The 17,889-nt window shown below is 72.3% G+C and carries 14 protein-coding genes and 2 pseudogenes; 9 read left to right on the top strand and 7 right to left on the bottom strand.

Going from position 1 to position 17,889, the window contains the following annotated elements; translation table 11 throughout:
• Positions 1 to 8 precede the first annotated feature (8 nt).
• Positions 9 to 305, bottom strand: coding sequence for a hypothetical protein (locus GA0070564_RS17005; protein ID WP_141714792.1), 297 nt, complete (start codon positions 303 to 305; stop codon positions 9 to 11).
• Between the two features lie 23 nt (positions 306 to 328).
• Complete coding sequence (locus GA0070564_RS17000; RefSeq protein ID WP_245670073.1) at positions 329 to 925, bottom strand: DUF3159 domain-containing protein; 597 nt, start codon at positions 923 to 925, stop codon at positions 329 to 331.
• A 324-nt stretch (positions 926 to 1,249) separates the two neighbouring features.
• On the opposite strand from GA0070564_RS17000, the gene GA0070564_RS16995 reads away from it, so the two are divergent.
• The 5 genes and pseudogenes from GA0070564_RS16995 (at position 1,250) to GA0070564_RS16975 (ending at position 8,798) form a co-directional block, all read left to right on the top strand.
• Positions 1,250 to 2,875 (top strand): alpha/beta fold hydrolase, encoded by a 1,626-nt coding sequence (locus tag GA0070564_RS16995; RefSeq protein WP_091609600.1) that lies wholly within the window; start codon positions 1,250 to 1,252, stop codon positions 2,873 to 2,875.
• Positions 2,876 to 3,042: 167 nt separating this feature from the next.
• Positions 3,043 to 4,221, top strand: a complete 1,179-nt coding sequence (locus tag GA0070564_RS16990; RefSeq protein ID WP_091609599.1) for an SGNH/GDSL hydrolase family protein — start codon at positions 3,043 to 3,045, stop codon at positions 4,219 to 4,221.
• Between the two features lie 288 nt (positions 4,222 to 4,509).
• Positions 4,510 to 5,418: a class A beta-lactamase gene (gene bla / locus GA0070564_RS16985; RefSeq protein ID WP_425412491.1), complete on the top strand. Its 909-nt coding sequence runs from the start codon at positions 4,510 to 4,512 to the stop codon at positions 5,416 to 5,418.
• Between the two features lie 153 nt (positions 5,419 to 5,571).
• Positions 5,572 to 7,722: pseudogene (locus tag GA0070564_RS16980) on the top strand (transglycosylase domain-containing protein); the annotation flags it as partial.
• Between the two features lie 266 nt (positions 7,723 to 7,988).
• A complete protein-coding gene (locus tag GA0070564_RS16975) occupies positions 7,989 to 8,798 on the top strand; it encodes a CPBP family intramembrane glutamic endopeptidase (protein WP_218104942.1) in 810 nt (269 codons plus the stop codon).
• Here GA0070564_RS16975 and GA0070564_RS16970 read toward each other — a convergent pair.
• Both GA0070564_RS16970 and GA0070564_RS16965 read right to left on the bottom strand, forming a co-directional pair.
• Positions 8,795 to 9,715, bottom strand: a complete 921-nt coding sequence (locus tag GA0070564_RS16970; RefSeq protein ID WP_091609596.1) for a serine hydrolase — start codon at positions 9,713 to 9,715, stop codon at positions 8,795 to 8,797. The genes GA0070564_RS16975 and GA0070564_RS16970 overlap by 4 nt on opposite strands.
• The gene (locus GA0070564_RS16965) at positions 9,712 to 10,644 is read right to left on the bottom strand and encodes a LysR family transcriptional regulator (RefSeq protein ID WP_091609595.1); all 933 of its coding nucleotides are present in this window, start codon (positions 10,642 to 10,644) and stop codon (positions 9,712 to 9,714) included. Before GA0070564_RS16965 ends, GA0070564_RS16970 begins: the two co-directional genes overlap by 4 nt.
• Positions 10,645 to 10,840: 196 nt before the next feature.
• Here GA0070564_RS16965 and GA0070564_RS16960 point away from each other — a divergent pair, with 196 nt between their 5' ends.
• Positions 10,841 to 12,064, top strand: a complete 1,224-nt coding sequence (locus tag GA0070564_RS16960; RefSeq protein ID WP_141714791.1) for a phthiocerol/phthiodiolone dimycocerosyl transferase family protein — start codon at positions 10,841 to 10,843, stop codon at positions 12,062 to 12,064.
• A 36-nt stretch (positions 12,065 to 12,100) separates the two neighbouring features.
• Here the strand turns inward: GA0070564_RS16960 and GA0070564_RS16955 are convergent, their stop codons facing one another.
• From GA0070564_RS16955 to GA0070564_RS16950, 3 genes and pseudogenes are all read right to left on the bottom strand, one after another.
• Positions 12,101 to 12,703, bottom strand: coding sequence for a DUF6357 family protein (locus GA0070564_RS16955; protein WP_218104941.1), 603 nt, complete (start codon positions 12,701 to 12,703; stop codon positions 12,101 to 12,103).
• A 12-nt stretch (positions 12,704 to 12,715) separates the two neighbouring features.
• Positions 12,716 to 12,900 (bottom strand): annotated as a pseudogene (locus GA0070564_RS30485) (DUF6357 family protein); the annotation flags it as partial.
• A complete protein-coding gene (locus tag GA0070564_RS16950; protein WP_091609593.1) occupies positions 12,897 to 13,565 on the bottom strand; it encodes a hypothetical protein in 669 nt (222 codons plus the stop codon). The gene GA0070564_RS16950 and the pseudogene GA0070564_RS30485, both read right to left, overlap by 4 nt.
• Before the next feature lie 315 nt (positions 13,566 to 13,880).
• Here GA0070564_RS16950 and GA0070564_RS16945 point away from each other — a divergent pair, with 315 nt between their 5' ends.
• The 3 genes from GA0070564_RS16945 to GA0070564_RS16935 all read left to right on the top strand — a co-directional run bounded on the left by GA0070564_RS16945 (position 13,881) and on the right by GA0070564_RS16935 (position 17,870).
• The gene (locus tag GA0070564_RS16945) at positions 13,881 to 14,867 is read left to right on the top strand and encodes a LacI family DNA-binding transcriptional regulator (protein ID WP_176730699.1); all 987 of its coding nucleotides are present in this window, start codon (positions 13,881 to 13,883) and stop codon (positions 14,865 to 14,867) included.
• A 568-nt stretch (positions 14,868 to 15,435) separates the two neighbouring features.
• Entirely contained in the window at positions 15,436 to 17,121 is a 1,686-nt protein-coding gene (gene araB / locus GA0070564_RS16940) for a ribulokinase (RefSeq protein ID WP_091609591.1), read from the top strand.
• Positions 17,118 to 17,870, top strand: a complete 753-nt coding sequence (locus GA0070564_RS16935) for an L-ribulose-5-phosphate 4-epimerase (RefSeq protein WP_091609590.1) — start codon at positions 17,118 to 17,120, stop codon at positions 17,868 to 17,870. The genes araB and GA0070564_RS16935 overlap by 4 nt, the downstream gene beginning before the upstream one ends.
• Positions 17,871 to 17,889: the final 19 nt, after the last annotated feature.

Here is a 17,889-nt window from a genome sequence, read left to right as displayed (position 1 = left end):
GGCGCAGCTCAGCGGTCGCCCGACACCTGGTCGTGCCGCTGGTCGCCGTCGCGGGCGAAGCGTTGCAGGATCCGGACGTACAACATGCCCATGCAGCCGCTGAGGGTGGCGATGATGATCGCCGCCGGCGGGCGTCCGGCGGGGACGATGCCGGCCACGACGAAGAGCGACACCATGAACGCGACGAGGCCGAGCGCGGCGTAGACCCGGTCCTGCACGTGCGCCCAGCGGCGCATCGCGCGGCTGCCCTGCCGGTCGACACCGCGGGTCTCGATGAACAGCGCGATCAGCAGGACGGGAACCACCTGAAGCGCACCTTCGTAGAGCATCATTCTGATGCCTCTCCAGTTCGTCCGGTGGCGATGAGGCGTCTGGTGCTGCGCCGGAAGCTCCACACGACGACCAGCGCGGCCAGCACGGTCAGCGGCGTGCCCATGACGACCCGGGCGACGCCCAGCCCACCGGTGCTGTCGGTCAGGTAGAGCCACTGCTGGACCGCGAACCGGGAACCGAACACCGATGCCGCAGCGAGGGTCGCGACATCGTGTGCCAGACGTACGGATCGGTCGGAGCGCCACCGGTGCTTCCCGCCGTGCAGGGCGTTCCAGATGACACCGGTCAGCGGTCGACGCGCCAGCACCGACCCGAACGTGACGACGAACCCGGCCAGCGACGCCCAGATCCCGATCACGAAGAAGTCCCGGGCGGAACCGGTCCAGGCGACGATCCCGGCGGCCGCCGCCACGCCGAGGAGGCTGCCGACCGCGGCGACGGGACGCTCGCCGCGCAGCAGCCGGACGACGAACAACGTCAGCCCGGTCGCGACCGCTACCCCGACCGCGCCCGGCAGTGGCAGGAACGCGTTCGCCGTCACGAAGACGACCACCGGAACGGTGGAGTACACGAACCCGGCGACTCCGCCCATCTGGTCTAGGACAGTGGGCTTGCCGGTGTCGTCGGGATGGGTGGAACTGGGGCGCCGTCCGGGCGCCGCGTCCGATCTGGTGTCGCTCCGCATCGGACAATTAGCGGGTGTGCCGCAGCGGCACACTCAAGCGCGTACGACGCGGTGTGGCCGACCTCACCGGCCTACCGTCGACGGCACGGGGCGCATCGGCGCCACCGCCCGCGCCGGACGACGGACGTCTTATCGGCCACGTCACACCCCGGCGGGGTTGAGTGTGCCGTTGCGGCCGGGTGTGTCGTCGAGGACGCAGACGTTGGGAACGAATCGATCCCGGAGGCTCCGATGGCCCTGTTCGACTCCGGTCCGCCCGTGGACCGGTCCGCCGCCCCACCCGCTCCCCGACGCGCCGCCGCTCGCCTCGGCGCAGCGCTCGGCGCGACGGCGGTGCTCACGTTGTCGGCTGCCTGCACCGACGCCCCGACCTCGGCGGAATCCGGGCCCCGGCCGTCGGATGCCGCACTGGCGGTCTACTACGGGCAGAAGCTGTCGTTCGGCTCGTGTGCGGGTTACGGCACCACGCCGGGGGAGAAGAAGCAGTACGTCGAGCCCTTCGAGTGCGCGCGGCTGACGGTGCCGCTGGACTACCAGGATCCGAAGGGCAGGACCATCCAGGTCGCGGTGCTCCGCCTCCCCGCCCAGGGGGATCCCGGGCAGCGCATCGGGTCGCTGGTGCTCAACCCGGGCGGCCCCGGGGGTTCCGGCATGACCCAGGCGACGACCTTCGCCGCCGCGCAGGCGAAGAGCCCGCTGCTGCGACGGTTCGACGTGGTCGGGTTCGACCCGCGCGGAGTGGGGTCGTCGACGCCGGCGATCGGCTGCTTCACCGACGCCGAACGCGACCGTGGCGAGGACCAGACCACCCTGCTGGCGTCCTCGGGGCAGTGGACCGCGGAGGACCCCCGGCGCCTGGCGGAGCGCTGCGCGAAGGGCTCGGGCGGGACGGAGATCCTGTCCGCGGTCGGCACCCGCAACGTCGCCCGGGACATGGACGTCCTGCGCTCGGCGTTGGATGACGAGAAGCTCACGTTCGCCGGGCAGAGCTACGGCACCCGACTCGGCGCGGTCTACGCCGAGATGTTCGGCAGGAACGTACGGGCGATGGTGCTGGACGGAGTGACGGACCCCACCCTGGAGAACCCGCAGCGGCGGCTCACCCAGCAGGCCGGCTTCCAGCAGAACTTCGAGAAGCTGGCCGCCTTCTGCGCCACCAGCAGGGACTGCCCACTGGGCACCGACCCGGCCCGGGCCACAGATGCCTTCCAGAAGCTGGTCCAGCCCCTGATCGACAAGCCCGTTCCCGCCGGGCCGGGGCGCACGCTCAACTTCAACCAGGCCACCGGCGGCGTCACCGCCGGCCTCTACTACCCCGAGGCCTGGCCCAAGCTGATCAAGGGCCTCACCCAGCTCAAGCAGGGCGACGGAGCGCAGATCCTCAAGGTCGGCGACGTGTTCGGCGGTCGGGACGCCTCCGGCGGGTGGACCAACTTCCTCGAGGCCAACCTCGCCGTCAACTGCAACGACGAGGTACGCCGCACACCCGGGCAGGAAGCCCGGCTGCGCGCCGACATCGCCAGGACCAGCCCGTACGTCGCCACCGGCAGGAACGTCGACGGGGTCACCCGGGACGCGTGCGAATCCTGGCCCGGCGAGCCCAGCCTCGGCATCCCCTACGCCCAGGACGTCAAGGACCTGCCCGACACCCTGATCATCTCCGTCACCGGCGACCCGGCCACCCCGTACGCCGCCGGCAAGGTGCTCGCCGACGAGATCGGCGGTACGGTGCTCACCGTCGAGGGCGCACGGCACACCGTGGCGCAGGAGGGGATCAACCCCTGCGTCAACGCCGTCTTCGCCGAATACCTCATCGACCTGAAGGTCCCCGCGGAGGATCGACGCTGTCGCCTCTGACCGGACCACCGGCGATCGACGTGAAGTCGCCGGTCGCGGCCGGTGGCAGCCGGACACTGGCAGGGTAGCCGTGCCATTACCGCACTTCACCGGCTCGACGCTGCCAACACCACCGGCGGTGAGGCACCCACCCGCCGTTCCCGCACTCCCATCGATGGATTGAGAGCATGACCTCCACCTGGATCACCACTCCGATCACCACCGACCTCCTGCGCGGCGCGCTCGACGTCGAGCACACCGCGCGCGGTGTGCTGACGCACCGGCTGCCGGCCTGGGCGCGCGCCCAGAACACCGACGGCCAGATCGCCATGGTGGAGGCCCAGCCCGCCGGCGTACGGCTGGCCCTGCGGACCCGCGCCACCGCGGTCGAGTTGGACACGCTGCCCACCCGATGGACCTACATCGGCCTGCCGTCCCGCCCGGACGGCGTGTACGACCTGCTCGTCGACGGCCGGCTGGCCGGCCAGGCCAGCGTCACCGGCGGCGACACGGTGACCATCGACATGACCAGCGGGACCACCGAGCGCCGGTCCGGTCCACCCGGCACCGTCCGCTTCACCGGCCTGCCCGACCGGGTGAAGGACGTCGAGATCTGGCTGCCGCACCACGAGACCACCGAACTGGTCGCCCTGCGCACCGACGCTCCCGTCGCGCCCATGCCCGACCGGGGGCGCCGGGTGTGGCTGCACCACGGCAGCTCCATCAGTCAGGGCTCCAACGCCACCAGCCCCACCGCCACCTGGCCGGTCGTCGCCGCGTCCCTAGGCGGGGTCGACCTGGTCAATCTCGGCTTCGGCGGCAGCGCGCTGCTCGACCCGTTCACCGCCCGCACCATGCGGGACACCCCGGCCGACCTGATCAGCGTGAAGATCGGCATCAACCTGGTCAACACCGACGTGATGCGGCTGCGCGCCTTCACCCCGGCCGTACACGGCTTCCTCGACACCATCCGCGAGGGCCATCCGGACACTGCGCTGCTGGTCGTCTCCCCGATCTACTGCCCCATCCACGAGGACACCCCCGGGCCCGGCACGTTCGACCTCTCCGCCCTCGCCACCGGACAGGTGCGGTTCCGGGCCACCGGCGACCCGGCCGAACGGGCGGCCGGGAAACTCACCCTCGGCGTCATCCGCGACGAGCTGGCGCGGATCACCGCGCAACGGGCGGCCGCCGACCCGAACCTGCACCACCTGGACGGTCTCGACCTCTACGGCGAGGCCGACTTCGCCGAGCTGCCGCTGCCCGACCAGCTCCACCCGGACACCGCCAGCCACCGGCGCATCGCCGAACGCTTCGCGAAGCAGATCTTCGGCGCCGGCGGTCCCTTCGCCGGGCCCACCTCCTGACCGGCCCGGGGCGGCCGGCGGGGCCGGGAGCGGTCCGCGCCGGCCGGCCCCCAGCCGGTCGTCCCGGCGCTGTCGCGGCCGGCCGCCCGGGAACCCCGCCCTCGGACGTCGACGTCGCGGGACCGTCGGCCTGATCCTGGCTGGTCGGGCCCCACCGTCGGCGCCGGCGATGCCAGATCGGCATGAACACCGCCGGTTCCGTCTTCGACCGCATTCCGGATGCCTGTCAGGGTCGAATCCTGTCCGACCGGCGCTGTCCGGCGCCGAACCACGTACCGACAAGGAGCGATCATGGTTCTTCCGGCTTACCGCCTGGTGGCCGCGGCGGCAGTGGTGTCCCTGGCCGCCTGTAGTCCCGCCGAGGCAACCGAACAGCCGACGCGGGACAACGCGGTGGCGGCCCCCGCGTCGTCGGCACCCGATCGGGACAACGAGTTCCGGCAGCTGGAGGAGAAGTTCGACGCCCGGCTGGGGGTCTACGCGATCGACACCGGCACCGGCCGGACGGTGCGGTACCGGGCCGATGAGCGGTTCGCGTACGCCTCGACCTTCAAGGCGCTGGCCGCCGCCGAGGTCCTCGACGAGACCACGGACGCCGAACTGGACCGGGTGGTGCGGTACTCGGCGGACGACCTCGTGACCTACTCGCCGATCACCGAGCAGCACGTCGACGACGGCATGACGCTGCGCGCGATCGCCGACGCGGCCGTGCGCTACAGCGACAACACCGCCGGCAACCTGATGTTGCGCCGGCTCGGCGGACCGCAGAAGTTCGAGAAGGAGCTGCGCGAGATCGGGGACAAGGTCACCGACCCGGCGCGCTGGGAGACCGCGCTCAACGAGGCCAGGCCCGGCGACCGTCGGGACACCAGCACCCCGCGGGCCATGGCCGGGTCCCTGCGGGCGTACGCCGTCGGCAACGCCCTCGAACCCGCGGACCGTGCGGTCCTCAACGGTTGGCTGCGGGGCAACACCACCGGCGGTGAGCTGATCCGCGCCGGCGTTCCCGACGGGTGGGTGGTCGGGGACAAGACCGGTTCCGGCGGCTACGGCACCCGCAACGACATCGCGGTGATCTGGCCCCCGGACCGGGCGCCGATCGTCCTCGCCGTGCTGTCCAGCCGCGACGAGAAGGACGCCGACTACGACAACGTCCTCATCGCCGAGGCGACGAAGGTGGTGCTGGCCGGCTGGTGACGGGGTGACCCGTAACCACTGGTCGCCGAGCGTCCGCACGGACGCGGGGCGTGTCGGACACCGCGGGGCGGCAGCGATGCAGGACCCGGCCGGCATGCGGCCCCGGTCGGTGGGCCGCTGCCGCCCCGCACCCAACGGATCGAGGTGACCTGGATGTCGAAACGTGCCCGCAACGGCTTCACCAACGCCGCATCGCTGCTGATCTGCGGCCTGCTGGCCGGTGTGGTGGTCGCCGCGTCGACCTTCCCCGCGGTGGCGGTCTCCGGTCTGGCCGCGAAGGTCGGCGCGGAGACGTTCGGGGCGCTGCCCGAGGAGCTGGCGGTGGCCCGCGCGCCGCAGATCAGCTACCTGCTCGCCTCCGACGGCAGGACCCCGCTGGCGACGATGTACGACGAGAACCGGCGCGACGTGAAGCTGGCCGACGTCGCCCCGGTCATGCGGCAGGCGATCGTCGCCGCCGAGGACCACGACTTCTACCGGCACAACGGCGTCGACCTCAACGGCGTGGCCCGGGCGTTCGTCAACAACCAGGCCGGCAGCTCCGGCCGGCAGGGCGCCTCGACGCTGACCATGCAGTACGTGCGGCTGGCCATCGCGTACTCGGCGACCCACCCGGCCGACGTGGTCGCGGCCACCGAGGACACCAGCGCCCGCAAGCTGCGCGAGATGCGCTACGCCCTCCAGATCGACAAGGAGCTCTCCAAGGACGAGATCCTGGAGCGCTACCTGAACATCGCCTCGTTCGGCAACGGCGCGTACGGCATCTACGCCGCCAGCCAGGTCTACTTCGGCAAGCCGCCCAGCAAGCTCAAGCTGGAGGAGGCCGCGATGCTGGCCGGCATGGTCAAGGCGCCCAGCCAGAACGACCCCACCACCCGCAGCGGGCGCACCCTCGCCCTCGACCGGCGCGACTACGTGCTGCAGAACATGGTCACCACCGGCGCGATCGACCAGCGGCAGGCCGACGCGGCCAAGGCCACCAGGCTGGTGGTCAGGGACAAGCGCACCCCCAACGGCTGCGTCGCCACCAACAAGAAGGGCTGGGGCTTCTTCTGCGACTACTTCTACCGCTGGTGGATGGCGCAGGAGACCTTCGGTCCCACCACCTACGACCGGGAGCGGCGGCTCAAGAGCGGCGGCTACACCATCGTCACCACCCTCGACCCGCAGGCGCAGGACGGCGCCGACCGGGCCGTCCGCAAGGCCAAGCCGGTGACCGCCAAGGAAGCCGCCATGGTCGCCGCGGTCGAACCGGGCACCGGCCGGGTCCGGGCACTCGCCGTGAACCGCGTCTTCCGGCCCGACGGCCCGGGCAACCCGACCAACGGGCCGCACAGTGACCCGAAGCAGCGGGTGAAGGGAGCCAGGGGCACCTACCCCGACACGATGAACCCGTTGCTCACCGGCGGCGACGGCATCACCGGCTACCAGGCCGGCTCGACGTTCAAGATCTTCACCGTGGTCGCCGCCCTGGAGAAGGGCATCCCGCTCAGCCACACCATTGACGCACCGCAACGGTTCCGGTCGGAGTACGTCATCGACCGCGCCAGCCCCACCGCGTGTCCCGGGACCAATCTCTACTGCCCCACCAACTCGGACAGGAAGGCCGGCGGTGTGCTGACCATGTGGAGCGCGTTCGCCCGGTCGACCAACACCTACTTCGTGCCGTTGCAGCAGCAGGTCGGTGCGGAGAACGTGGTCGACGTGGCCAAGCGGCTCGGCATCGGGTTCCGGGTCGACCGGGAGGCCGGGTGGGCCGACGACCCGCAGGCCGCCCACGACTGGGGGGCGTTCACCCTGGGCGTCTCCGCCACCACTCCGCTGGAGCTCGCCAACGCGTACGCGACGCTGGCGGCGGACGGCACCTACTGTGTGCCGACTCCCGTGCAGGAGATCCGTGGCGCGGACGGCGGGACCCTCGACGTCGCCGCCCCGCGCTGCGAGAAGCGGGTGAGCACCGGAGTGGCGCGCGCCGCCATCGACGTCGCCCGCTGCCCGGTCGGTGACGACTCCGCCACCAGCAGGTGCGGCACCAGCCGTACGGCCCCGCAGGTGAAGGCCGCCGTGGACGCCCCGGTCGCCGGCAAGACCGGCACCACCGACGGCGACAACTACGCCTCCATGGTCGCCATGACCAGGCAGTACGCCGTGGCCGGCATCCTGACCGACCCGGACTGGCCGCAGACCACCGTCAAGATGGGGCACAACCAGCGCGACGGCATCAACCCGCCGGTCTACCAGAGCCTGGCGGCGGCGATGCAGGGCAAGCCGCGCATCGACTTCGCACCGGCGCCGACGGAACTCACCAGCTGAGCCACGCGCACGTGATCACGCTGCGGCCGTGACGCGATGTCACTGCCCGGCAGGCGCACCGAAGCACATCCACCCCTTGGAGAGGAACATCCCCGATGAACGCCCCACGATCCGACGGATCCTGGAAGACGACGGATCATCCGAGACCTGCCGACCCGGCGGGCCCGCAACCGCGGACACCGAAGCATTCCCTTCCGGCCGCCGACAGCTCCCGCCCGTTCGGCGCCCACCTGCGCACGGCCTGGTGGAAGCCGCTCGTGGTCCTCGCGGTGCCGCCGCTGGTGATGCTGGTCCTCCAGGTGCTGTCCTGGCAGCTGGTGGGCGTCATCGAGGGCAGCGACGACCCGATGTCCCCGACCATGACACCGTTGAAGTCCCTGGGCATCAACCTCAGCATCGGCGCGTCGGGCGTCGTGGCGATCCTGCTCCTGGCGCGGATCGCCAGGGTGCCGTGGCGCAGCCTGATCAGCTCACCCCGGGCCTTCGACGCCCGCCGCCTGGCAACGTACCTGGTCGGCGCGGTGCTGCTGGTGGGTGCCGGGCTCGGCATCGTGTGGTTGGTCGCGCGTGAATCGACGCCCTGGGTCGGGTTCGGGGTCAGCGGCACGACGATCGCCCTGCTGGTGGTCACCGTACTGACCACGCCGCTGCAGTCGGTCGGCGAGGAGCTGTGGTGGCGCGCCGCCGTGCTGCCGGCCGCCGCGTCCTGGGTGCGTGCGGTCCGGCCGGCCCTGGCCGTCGGGCTCGTCGTCTCCAGCCTCGGCTTCGCCGTGCTGCACGGTTCGACCGACCCCTGGCTGTTCGGCTACTACGCCTTCATCGGCCTCTGCACCGGCCTGATGGCGATCATCAGCCGCGGCATCGAGGCGCCGGTCGCCTTCCACGTCGCCAACAACGTCCTGTTCGGGGTCGTCAACACGGTGCTGGCCGACGGCGAGCCCTACGCGATCGACCGGTCCACCGACTCCGGTGACGCGTCGCTGCTGATCCTCGCGGCCGTCAACGTCGCCATGGTGACGCTGGTGTGGCTGCGCGAGCGGCGGGCCCGGGCCGTGAGCGCCGGCTAACCCCACCAGGGCAGGGTGCCCGTGCGCAAATGGTCGTGCAGCGACCGGGCGACCTGCGCCATCGTCGCCTCGCTGCCGGGTTGGGCCGCGGCGGGCACCCGGGAGGCGGTCAACGCGGCGACCGCGTACGACTGCCCGTCGGCGTGCTCCACCACGCCCACCTCGTGACGCAGGTGCAGCAGGGTGCCGGTCTTCGACGACCAGCGGGAGGCGTCGGAGGTGAAGTCCGGGGCGAGCCGCTGCCGGTGCAGGTTGTCACCCATCAGGGCGCGTACCCGCGCTGCGGTGCTCTCCTGGATCGTCGAGGGCCGCCAGAGGGCGTGCAGCAGGTCGACGAAGGCCCGCGCCGACCCGGTGTTGGCGCGGTTGACGTCGAGCTGGGCGACCGGGTGGCCCTGCCCGGGGGTCGCCGCGCCGATGGCGAGGGAGTGGGCCAGGTGCACCTCGTCGGGGCCGAGACGTTCCGCCGGCGTGTCGGCGAGCTCACCCGCCCGGTGTCGTACGGCGATGCCGTCGACGCGCAGTCGCCGTAGCTCGGCGGCGACCGCGTCCGGCGGGACGAGGTCGAACAGGGCGTCGGCGGCGACGGAGTCGCTGATGCTGGTGCTCAGGTAGAGCAGGTCGTCCACGGCGATCCGCGCCGGGTGACGGAAGCGGCTCAGCCCGGTCGGACCCGGTGTGGTGACCCGGCCGGGCGGGACGTCGACCGGTGTCGCCGGGTCGATGTCCCCGCGCGCGACCCGTTCCAGCACGGCGACCGCCAGCGGCACCTTCACCAGCGACGCCGCCGGGTACGGGGTGTCGGTGTCGAAGCCGATCTCCGCGCCGGTGTCGAGGTCGCGGACCAGGAAGGCGCCGTGCAGCCCCGCCTCGTCGAGCAGGTCCTGGGCGTTGCGGACGACCGCGGTGGCGCTCATGTCGGATCTCCGGTCGAAGGGCTGCCGGGTGGGGAGTCCTCGGTGGGCGACGGGTGGCCGTCGGAGGCGCCCAGGCAGTGGGCGATGTCCGCGTACAGCACCGTGCTGAGCTGATCGAGGTCCTCGCGTACGCCGGCCGCGACGTCGTAGCCGCGCATTAGCCGCGGGTCGGCGAGCGGGCACCAGTGCAGCGCGAAGTCCTCGGCCTGCTGACGGGAGCAGAGCAGCAGGTCGGGGGAGCCGAGGGCCGCCGCCGCGGCGTCGACCAGCGACGGCGCGACCGTCACCTGGGACGGCGCCAGGCCGGCCGACTGCCCGGCACGGGTCAGCGGGTCCCGCAGGTGCGCGACGTCGTCCTCGGGTTGGATGAGGATCCGCCGGCGGGCCTGGGTCCGGGACCGGCCGCTGCGCAGCGTCTCCAGGAACACCGTCGGCGCCGGGAACGGGGTCCGGGCGGCCAGCCCGAGCGGCACCCGCCAGGCCGCCGTCGCCTCGGGTACCGCCACGATCCCGGCGCCGACCTCCAGGGTCCGGCAGAGCCGTTCCCGCTCCGGCGGGCCGGCCGGTCGTACCTCCAGGTGGATCCGCTGCCGCCGGGCCGCGACCACCAGGTCGGCGAGGCGGCGCGGCGGGCAGATCTCGGGTACGGCGACCCGCAGCGGACGCAGCCGGGCCCGCTCGGCGTCGTCGACCATGGCGTCGGCGAGGTCGACCAGGCGCCGGGCCGAGGGCAGCATGTCCTGCCCGAACGACGTCAGCCGCACCGCCCGCGACGACCTGTCGAACAGCCGCGCCCCGAAGTGCTCCTCCAGGGCGGCGATGCGGCGACTGGCGACCGACTGGGGGATGCCCGCGGCGGCGGCCCCGGAGGTGAAGCTCCCGTGACCGCTGACCGCGACGAAGGCCCGGCAGGCGGCGACCACATCCACCTGCCGAACCTATACCGGGTGGCAGGGGCGAACCGGTGGAGAAGGATCACACGGACGCCGGATTGAGTGTGCCGCTACGGCCGGGTGTCTGATCGGGGGCGTAATCCGCCGTCGCCGCTACGAGCGGCAGCACCGGCCGAGCAGTCCGCGCACCGGGCGCGGCCCGACCGGTCGGCCCGCCGACACGAAGGAAGACATGCGCCACTCTGCAGCACACCCGATCGTGCGTCCGCTGGGGGCGTTCGAGCACATCATCGACCTCTACATCAGTCGCAACCCGGTTCAGTTCTCGCTCGCCGTCGAACTCACCTCGCCCGTTTCGGCGCACCACCTGGAACGCGCGCTCGCGCAGCTGCAGAAGACCCACCCGCTGCTCGCCGTCGGCATCGATCGCAGCGGCGACCACCCGACCTTCCGGAAGTCGACCGAGCCCATCGGTGTCCGACAGACCCGCGGTGGCGACTGGCGCGAAGCGGCAGCGCAGGAGCAGACCCGTCCCGTCGACGCCGACGGGAGTCCGTTGGCACGCGTGACGCTCGTGAGCGACGCAAGCGGTGACCGTGGAACCGCCCTCGTCCTGACGTTCTCCCACCAGATCACCGACGGACGCGGCGCCCTCCGCGCCGCACACGACCTGCTCGCGATCCTCGACGGGCAGACGCCTGCGGCCCGGCCGGCGCCCATCGACCAGGAGAGCCTGCTCGCGCGCCTGCCCGAGACGCAGCGGCCGATCGACCACACCCCGGGCCCCGCGGCGGAGCCGAAGGCCGCCACGATCCGCCCCTTCGACGCCACGGCACCGAGCATCGAGACCGCCGAACTCGACCGCGCGAGCACCGAACACCTTCGCGCCACCGCCCGTGCCAACGGAGCCACCGTCCAAGGCGCGCTCTGTGCCGCCGCCGCCCAGGCGCTCTCCGCGCTCACCGGGGCCGAGAGCGTCCACATCAACGTTCCCATCGACCTCCGCTCCGCGCTGGGTCTCGACGACGACGTCGTCAACCGCTTCACCGCGACGGCCGTGGTGCTGCACGCCTCTGCCCAGAGCACGCTCTGGTCCCTGGCGAAGGACGCGACGGCGCAACTGCGGGCTGCCCGGAACGGCGCCCGGAACGCGGCGCTGATGCTGGGGTCACTCAACCCCGCCGACGCCGCGGAGGCGGAGGCGGCGATGCTCGCCGCCACCGGCGCCGACCTGGAGATCACCAACCTGGGGACATCCGAGCCCGACAGCTCCTCCGCCGTCGCGATCTGGGGGCCGACGATGACGACGCAGGTCCGCGACGAACGAATCCTCGGCGTCGTCACGCACGCCGGGTCGCTGCGACTCGTACTGACGACGCACGGCGACACGAGCGGTCTTCCCGCTGATATCGCGAGCCGCCTCACCGGCCTGCGAGGGTCGGGAGCCGAGGGCTAGGTTCTCCGCCGTGGCACCCGCTCGGTGGGTCGAGGCCTACCGGGCGGCTCGCCGGCGACGCGCGCGCTCGAACTCGGCCACGTCCGACGTCCAGGGACCGTGCTGGTCGAGTGCGGCGCACCCGCCCCGGACGAAGGCGCTCACCAGCTGCCGGTACCCGCCGATCCCGTCGACGAGGCTGTACTCGACCAGGTACCGCGGATCCGACCCGGTCTCCCCGGGTGGCGCCGTCGTGATCCGGGCGACGGAGTCCGCGTAGAAATGCAGCTGGATCCCTTCGCCCATCTCCTCGTCCTCGATGGTGAACACCTCGTTGTCCGCGGCGGAGCGATCGGCGACGAACTCCCAGAACTCGGCGGACGCGGTGCGGGGACCATCCCGTAGCCACCTCTTCTCGCCGCCCTTGTCGTCGGTGAACGACAGGGCCCTCATACCGAGGTCGGACTCGTCGTCCTCCTCCGGGGTCTTCCTGGAGCGGTCGGCGACCTGCGAGCAGATCAGGAAGCTCACCGTGCGAGTGGCCCCCAGGACCACCCCGCGTTGGGCGCGGCGGCGCCGCACGTGATGCTCCTGGGCGCGTTTCTCGTTCGCCTCCGGCGTGGCCGCCCGCATCGCGTCGCAGACCCGACCGCGCTCCACAGCAGCAGGTGTCTGGCCAGGTTCTCCCGGATCACCGCGAGATGGGCTTCGAAGATCGGGACCGTGAACACGCGGGGCTCGTGGTTGGCGTCGGCCCCGGCGGCGAGCATCAGTTTCAGCTCGCCCTCCTCGCGGATCACGTTCGGGATCCAGCCGCTGCTGCGCGTGAAGACGATGTCTCTCCTGGCTCTGCTCACGACCACCGGGTGAATTCGACGTCGAGGCGTGGGTCGGTGCGGACCCAGACCTCGCCCGCGGCCGCCTCGCCCGCGGCCGCCTCGGCCGGGGCGTCGACCCGGTGGAGACCGAGGAACGCGATCAACTGGAGCAGTTCGGCTCGTGCGGCTCGGTCATGGTCGACGTCGTCGGATTCGAAGAAGACGTAGTACTGGTCGCTCGGGTCGACGATGCCCGAGTCTGACCAGATCCGGCCCACTTCCTCGATTGCCGCTGCTTCCGTCGTGAACGTGGCGGCGCGGGCGGCACCCCGGGTCTCCGGCGACGCGTCGAGAAGTGAGAGGTCGGAGAGCCACTGGCCGAAGTGGTCGAGGCCGGCGTATCCGTTCTCGAAGAACAGCCACGCGCCGGGAAGGTAGCGGTTGGCCCGGTCGACCTTCAGGTGCTCCGACCGGGGTTGGTCCCCATCCTTGATCCGGGAGATCACCCCCAGGCCGGGCTTGAGTACCAGACTCTGCCCCGCCGCCTCGTCCCTGATGGTGTAGGTGTCGGACTCTCGGCCCCGGAAGAACGCCGAGAACGCCTCGCCCGCCTCCTGCGGGTCGGCCACCGAGACGGGTTGATCGTTGCCGTCACCGGCAGCGAAGACGAACTGCTTCGGTCCGGGAATGTAGGGGCGGGCCATCTGCGTCCTTCGTCTGCGGGTGAGGGCTCCACGAGTGGAGTGGATCGGCGCGGATGTGACCGCGGCCCCGATCATAGGTGTGCTGTGCGTGCCGGCCCGGCGCGAGCGATCAGCCGCCTCGAGCGGGAGCGATCATGGCGGATGCGCCTCGGCCGGCTGGATCACATCTGGGCGTACACTGGCGCTGGCCTCGTGGGGTCGGCGCCGGCTTCTCGCCGGGCGTGGGTGGGGCTGCCAATGGTACGTCCGGCCGCCCGGCCATAGGGCATGGTCGGGGGCTCGGCGGGAGGGTGGGGTGCCGTGCGTGGTCCCGCGATGACGGACGTCGCCCGACTGGCCGGCGTCTCCCACCAGACTGTCTCCCGGGTGCTCAACGGGCACCCCAACGTCCGTGAGCAGACCCGGTTACGGGTGCAGGCGGCGATCGTCGAGTTGAACTACCGGCCCAACCGGGCGGCGCGCGCGCTGGTGACCGGGCGGTCCCAGGTGATCGGCGTGGTCGCGCAGAACACCACGCTCTACGGCCCCGCCTCGCTGCTGGCCGCGCTGGAACAGACCGCCGCGGAGGAGGGCTTCGCGGTGAGCGTGGGCAGCGTCCGGGACCTGGACCGGGTGTCGATCTCGGCGGCGGTGGAGCGGCACCTGGCACACCGGGTGGCCGGCATCGTGGTGATCGCCCCGGTGGAGTCGGCCGGTGAGGCGTTGGAGCACCTGCCCAAGGACGTCCCGCTGGTGACGGTCGACGGTGACCCGCGGCGCTCGGTGCCGCTGGTGACCGTGGACCAGGTCGCCGGCGCGCGGGAGGCGACGCGGCACCTGCTGGAGGCGGGGCACCGGACGGTGTGGCACGTGTCCGGTCCGGCCGACTGGTTCGACAGTGCCGGGCGGATCGAGGGTTGGCGGGAGGCGCTGCGGACGGCCGGCGCCGAGGTGCCGCCGGTGGTGCCGGCGGATTGGTCGGCGGCCTCGGGCTACCGGTGCGGGCAGATGCTGGCGCGGATGCCCGAGGTGACGGCGGTCTTCACCGCGAACGACCACCTGGCGCTGGGCGTGCTGCGGGCGTTGCACGAGTACGGCCGTCGGGTGCCCGACGAGATCAGCGTGGTCGGCTTCGACGACGTGCCGGAGGCGGCGTACTTCATCCCGCCGTTGACCACGGTGCGGCCCGACTTCGTCGCGGTCGCCCGGGCCAGCCTCGACCTGCTGCTCGCGCAGCTCGGCTCCGACACGGTCGGTGAGCTGCGGCAGACCATCGCCCCGACCCTGATCTCCCGGCAGAGCGTGGCAGCGCCACCGTCCTGATCGACGCCGAACCGCCCCGACGGCCGTCCGGACCGGCGGCTCCGTGTGCGGTGATCGGGACGGTGCGGCATGCCGGTGAGCCGCCGGTGAGTCCGCGCCGGGCGAGTCGACCGGGCACGGTCTCGCAGCTCGTCGACCCGGTGCAGCCGTCCGTGCCGAACGACCCGACCGGTCCCTGAGTGTCCGGTGCGGACCGCCCCCGGGACCGGGTCCGGTACGGAGTGGACGGTCCAGCGCTCCCGTGGTGTGCCGGCCCGAGGCGAGCCGAGATGGCCCGGCCCGGCGGATGGCGCGGGCGCTGGACAGCGGTGGGCGGCCGTGAACGTCGCCCTGGAAGTGGATCTCGGTTAGCGCTAACAGTTCATCCCGGCCGGTCAAGGTCCTGTGCAGCGGACTGGCAGCGGATTCAACGCATCGACAATTGTGAACGCTCACACTCCGCACTGAGCAAGTCACTGGCGCGTCGGCGGCGCTCGTGGTCGGGTCGGTTGCCGGTCTGTAGCGGTGACATCTTGACCGACGCCGATGTGAGCGCTAACAATGTGAGCCACGGCACGCGGAGGTGGACATGATGCATGTGGACGGGCCGGGGGACCGGTACGTCGTCGGAGTCGACTACGGAACCCTGTCGGGTCGGGCGTTGGTGGTCCGGGTCGGGGACGGGGCCGAGCTGGGCACCGCGGTCCACGAGTACCGGCACGGGGTGATCGGGTCCGTGCTCCCCGGGTCGGCGGCGCCGCTCCCGCCCGACTGGGCGTTGCAGGACCCGGAGGACTACCGCGACGTGCTGCGGCACGCGGTGCCCGCCGCCGTGGCCGCGGCCGGCATCGACCCGGCCCGGGTGATCGGCATCGCGACCGACTTCACCGCCTGCACCGTCCTGCCGACCCTGGCCGACGGCACCCCGCTCTGCCAGGTGCCGGAGCTGCGCGACCGGCCGCACGCCTGGGTGAAGCTGTGGAAGCACCACGCCGGGCAGCCCCAGGCCGACCGGATCAACGCGTTGGCGCACGAGCGCGGCGAGGCGTGGATCGGCCGGTACGGCGGAAAGATCTCCGCCGAGTGGCAGTTCGCCAAGGGGCTGCAACTCCTCGACGAGGACCCGGAGGTCTACCGGCGCGCCGAGCGGTTCGTCGAGGCGGCGGACTGGATCGTCTGGCAGCTCTGCGGCGTCGAGACCCGCAACATCTGCACCGCCGGTTACAAGGGCATCCGCCAGGACGGTCGATACCCGTCCCGGGACTTCCTGTCCGCACTGGACCCCGACTTCGCCGACTTCGTCGGCAAGCTCGACGGACCGCTGCTGCCGATGGGCGCCCGCGCCGGCGGGCTGACCGCGCGGGCCGCGGCGTGGACCGGACTGCCGGAAGGAATCGCGGTGGCGGTCGGCAACGTCGACGCGCACGTGACCGCCGCCGCCGGCCGCGCCCTGCCCCCCGGCCACCTGGTGGCGATCATGGGCACCTCGACCTGTCACGTGGTCAACGGCGCAAACCTGGTGGAGGTGCCCGGGATGTGCGGCGTCGTCGAGGGCGGGATCAGCCCCGGCCACTGGGGCTACGAGGCGGGCCAGAGCGGGGTCGGTGACATCTTCGGCTGGTTCGTCTCGCACGCCGCGCCGGCCGGGATGGACTCGCACGAACGCCTCTGCGAGCTGGCTGCCGCGCAGCCGATCGGCGGCCACGGGCTGGTCGCCCTGGACTGGTGGAACGGCAACCGTTCGCTGCTGGTCAACCACGACCTGAGCGGTCTGGTGGTGGGGCTGACCCTGGCCACCCGGCCGGCGGACGTCTACCGGGCGCTGCTGGAGTCGACGGCGTACGGCACCCGGATGATCATCGAGGCGTTCGTGGCGGCCGGGGTGCCGATCCGGGAGCTGGTGGTGACCGGGGGCCTGGCTTCGAACCGGCTGCTGATGCAGATCTACGCCGACGTCACCGACCGGCCGCTGAGCCTGATCGCCTCGGCGCAGGGGCCGGCGCTGGGCTCCGCGATCCACGCCGCGGTGGCCGCCGGGGCGTACCCGGACGTCTACGCGGCGTCGGCCGCGATGGGCCGGGTGGACCGCGACGTGTACCGGCCGGACCCCGACCGGGCGCGCGCCTACGACGCGCTCTACGCCGAGTACCGGTCGCTGCACGACCACTTCGGCCGGGGCGGCAACGAGGTCATGTCCCGCCTGCGGGCCATCCGCAACGCCGCCGTCGAGCAGGCGGCGACCCGCGCCACGACGCCCCTGGAGGTGGTCGCGTGAACCCCGGACCCGGCCCGCAGATCCGGCGGCTGCGCGAGAGCGTCGCCCGGCTGCACGCCGAACTGACCCGCTACCGGCTGGTCGCCTGGACGGCGGGGAACGTCTCCGCCCGGGTGCCCGGCCACGACCTGATGGTGATCAAGCCGAGCGGCGTCGGCTACGACGACCTCACCCCGGAGAACATGGTCGTCTGCGACCTCGACGGCGTCGTCGTCGAGGGGGACCTGGCGCCGTCCAGCGACACCGCCGCCCACGCGTACGTCTACCGGGCGATGCCCGAGGTGGGCGGGGTGGTGCACACCCACAGCAGCTACGCGACGGCCTGGGCGGCCCGGGGTGAGCCGATCCCGTGCCACCTCACCGCCCAGGCCGACGAGTTCGGCGGGGAGATCCCGGTCGGACCGTTCGCGCTGATCGGCGGCGACGGCATCGGCGAGGGCATCGTGGCGACCCTCGCCGGGCACCGCTCGCCCGCCGTGCTGATGCGCAACCACGGCGTCTTCACCATCGGGCCCGACGCCCGGGCCGCGGTGAAGGCCGCGGTGATGTGCGAGGACGTCGCCCGTACCGCGCATCTCACCCGGGCGCTCGGCGAGCCGGCGCCGATGGCGGCGGCCGACGTGGACGCCCTGCACGACCGCTACCGCAACGTCTACGGACAGCGGCCCGGCGTCACCGGCGAGTCCGCGACGCCGGGCCCCCGACGCGCGTCGCGCCCGGCCGGGCGGGACGCGGAGCACCACCTGTGACACCACCCCCACCACAAGG

The organism is Micromonospora mirobrigensis (assembly GCF_900091555.1).
GTDB lineage: Bacteria > Actinomycetota > Actinomycetes > Mycobacteriales > Micromonosporaceae > Micromonospora > Micromonospora mirobrigensis.
The sequence above is the reverse complement of the archived record's forward strand: the minus strand, read 5'-3'. Positions and strand labels throughout refer to the sequence as shown.

What these genes read in the sequence shown, in the direction of transcription:
- GA0070564_RS17000 (WP_245670073.1), bottom strand. Translation starts at nt 925, where the DNA reads ATGGGCGGAGTCGCCGGGTTCGTGTACTCCACCGTTCCGGTGGTCGTC.
- GA0070564_RS16995 (WP_091609600.1), top strand. Translation starts at nt 1,250, where the DNA reads ATGGCCCTGTTCGACTCCGGTCCGCCCGTGGACCGGTCCGCCGCCCCA.
- GA0070564_RS16990 (WP_091609599.1), top strand. Translation starts at nt 3,043, where the DNA reads ATGACCTCCACCTGGATCACCACTCCGATCACCACCGACCTCCTGCGC.
- GA0070564_RS16970 (WP_091609596.1), bottom strand. Translation starts at nt 9,715, where the DNA reads ATGAGCGCCACCGCGGTCGTCCGCAACGCCCAGGACCTGCTCGACGAG.
- GA0070564_RS16960 (WP_141714791.1), top strand. Translation starts at nt 10,841, where the DNA reads ATGCGCCACTCTGCAGCACACCCGATCGTGCGTCCGCTGGGGGCGTTC.
- GA0070564_RS16950 (WP_091609593.1), bottom strand. Translation starts at nt 13,565, where the DNA reads ATGGCCCGCCCCTACATTCCCGGACCGAAGCAGTTCGTCTTCGCTGCC.
- GA0070564_RS16945 (WP_176730699.1), top strand. Translation starts at nt 13,881, where the DNA reads ATGACGGACGTCGCCCGACTGGCCGGCGTCTCCCACCAGACTGTCTCC.
- araB (WP_091609591.1), top strand. Translation starts at nt 15,436, where the DNA reads ATGATGCATGTGGACGGGCCGGGGGACCGGTACGTCGTCGGAGTCGAC.